The organism is Methylobacterium sp. WL18, assembly GCF_008040015.1.
GTDB classification, from domain to species: Bacteria; Pseudomonadota; Alphaproteobacteria; order Rhizobiales; family Beijerinckiaceae; genus Methylobacterium; species Methylobacterium mesophilicum.
On sequence record NZ_VRVD01000628.1, the window covers coordinates 1 to 2,728 of the forward strand.

Sequence of the window (2,728 nt, forward strand, 5' to 3'; positions counted from 1 at the left end):
TCGCGGCTTTGAGCGCGGCCGGAGGCGGACCCGATGACGGCGCTGGCCAGCAGGGCGTTGGCCGCGGAGGCCGGGAGGATCCGCGTGGCCCCGAGGGCGGTCGCCTGGATCTCGCCGCGCCCGAGATTGCCGTGGATCAGCGCCAGGAACGGCGTGGCCTTTTCGCGCGCCACGGCCAGCGTCCGGCGCAGGCGCAGCACGGCGTCGGAAGTCAGCGCGCTGACATCGCTGATCACCAGGTCCGCCCCCCGGGGCGGCTCCGCATCGCCGTAGAGGTCGTGGAGGACGAGGCTCGGGCCGCCGCCCAGATTGCGCGCTAGGCGCTCGCCGCGGCCGAGATCGTCAGTCAGGATCACGGTGCGACCCAAAACACCTCTCCCATCACGGCGCCCAACTGGCGCGCACCCCGGCAGACCTGCATCCGACGCCAGGCCCCGGGCCCGCGACGGTATTACCGCCTCAAAACGGACATTGATCGGTTCGAACGACGGACGCTGCACAGTCACCGGAGAAACTTCGCACAATCATCGGAGAGTCATGCGATTCCGTTAAAGCGGCTTCTACCGATTTCGCCATCGCGCCCGCTGATCGACGATGGGGTCCTGCGTCGGCTCGCCCGGGCCTCCGGGGCGCAGCCACAGCGTCAGGGTGCTTGCCTCCCCGCGTCTGGACCGCCAGAACGCCGCCATGCTGCGCGTCCATGACCTCACCTACCGCATCGGCGATCGCCTGATCCTCGATTCCGCGAACTTCTCGATTCCCGAGGGCGCGCGCGTGGGTCTCGTCGGGCGCAACGGCGCCGGCAAGACCACGCTGTTCAAGGCGATCCTCGGCGACCTGCCGGTGGACGCGAAGTCCGTTTCCCTGCCCAAGGGCATGCGCATCGGCGCGGTCGCCCAGGAAGCCCCGGCCGGCCCCGAAACGCTGCACGCGGTGGTGCTCGCCGCCGACACCGAGCGAGCCCGGCTGATGGCGGAGGCCGAGCATGCCGACGGCCTGCGCCGGGCCGAGATCGAGACCCGGCTGGTCGATATCGGCGCGCATTCGGCGCCGGCCCGCGCCGCCGCGATCCTGCACGGGCTCGGCTTCGATGCGTCCGCCCAGGCGCGGCCCTGCGCGGACTTCTCCGGCGGCTGGCGGATGCGCGTGGCGCTTGCCGCCGTGCTGTTCTCGGAACCCGACCTCCTGCTCCTCGACGAGCCGACCAACTACCTCGACATCGAGGGCACGCTCTGGCTCTACGACTATCTGGAGCGCTACCCGCGCACCGCGATCATCATCAGTCACGACCGCGACCTGCTGGACACCAGCGTCGATCACATCCTGCATCTCGACCGCGGCAAGCTGACGATCTACCGCGGCGGATACACCAGCTTCGCCAAGCAGCTCTCCGAGAAGCGCATGCTGCTCGCCAAGGCCAAGGTGAAGCAGGATGCCGAGCGCGCGCATCTGCAGAGCTTCATCGACCGGTTCAAGGCGAAGGCCACCAAGGCCCGGCAGGCGCAATCCCGGGTGAAGCGGCTGGCCAAGATGGAGCCGATCGCCGCGCTGATCGAGGACGACGTGCCGGTGATCCACCTGCCGAGCCCGGAAAAGCCGCTCTCGCCCCCGATCGTCTCCATGGAACGGGTCAAGGCCGGCTACGGCGACCGCGTCGTCCTCAGCGGGCTCGACCTCAACCTCGCGCCCGACGACCGGGTGGCGCTGCTCGGCGCCAACGGCAACGGCAAGTCGACCTTCTGCAAGCTGATCGGCGGCCGGCTCGGGGCGATCGCCGGGGAGATGCGGCGGTCGTCCAAGATGGAGGTGGCGTATTTCGCCCAGCACCAGCTCGACGAGTTGCGCCCGGCCGAGAGCGCCTACGCCCATGTGCGGACGCTGATGCCGGACGTGCCGGAGGCGAAGGTACGCTCGGCCACCGCCCGGCTCGGCTTCGGCGCCAACAAGGCCGACACGCCGGTGGAGAAACTCTCCGGTGGTGAGAAGGCGCGGCTTCTGATGGGGCTCGCGGCCTTCCACGGCCCGCACCTGCTCATCCTCGACGAACCGACCAACCACCTCGACATTGAGAGCCGCCAGGCCCTGGTCGAGGCGATCAACGACTACGAGGGCGCCGTCATCCTGGTGAGCCACGACCGCTTCCTGGTCGAGGCCTGCGCGGATCGCCTCTGGCTGGTGGCCGACGGCACCGTGAAGACCTTCGACGGCGACATGGACGATTACCGCCGGTTCGTCCTGTCCGGACCGGAGCGCGAGGACGCACGCGAGATCGAGCCCGCAGGCGGCCAGAAGGCCGAGGCGCGCCGCGCCGGGGTCGAGCGCCGGGCCGCCCTCGCGCCGCTGCGCAAGCGGCTCGAAGGGATCGAGGCGCGGATGGCCAAGCTCACGGCGGCGATCCAGAAGATCGACGCGGCGCTCGAGGACGGCACGGCCTTCCGGGAGAACGCGGCCAAGGCGGGGGAGATCGCCAAGATGCGCTCCGACGCGGCGGACGCCCTCGCTGCCGCCGAGGAGGAGTGGCTGAACGTCAGCGCCGAGATCGAGGCGGCGTGAGGCACTGCTTCCAGGACTGATCACGAAAGTCCTGGTTTCAAAAGGTCGCGGACCCAGCCCTTTCAAGGTGTTTGGCTCGGGCCTAACTCGTTGCGATGACGCAAGCATCGGACGGATCGGGTTGCCCGTGGCGGGCTGTCCTGGAGCGGTTTGAGCAGAAGGCGCCAGCCAGCAT

1 protein-coding gene and 1 pseudogene are annotated in these 2,728 nt (G+C 69.5%); one reads left to right on the forward strand and one right to left on the reverse strand.

The genetic code is table 11. The features are described from left to right. Positions 1–356: pseudogene (locus FV228_RS26045) on the reverse strand (phosphohydrolase); the annotation flags it as partial. Between the two features lie 331 nt (positions 357–687). On the opposite strand from FV228_RS26045, the gene FV228_RS26050 reads away from it, so the two are divergent. Beyond that, a complete protein-coding gene (locus tag FV228_RS26050) occupies positions 688–2,553 on the forward strand; it encodes an ABC-F family ATP-binding cassette domain-containing protein (RefSeq protein ID WP_147857186.1) in 1,866 nt (621 codons plus the stop codon). Positions 2,554–2,728: the final 175 nt, after the last annotated feature.

What these genes read in the sequence shown, in the direction of transcription:
- FV228_RS26050 (WP_147857186.1), top strand. Translation starts at nt 688, where the DNA reads ATGCTGCGCGTCCATGACCTCACCTACCGCATCGGCGATCGCCTGATC.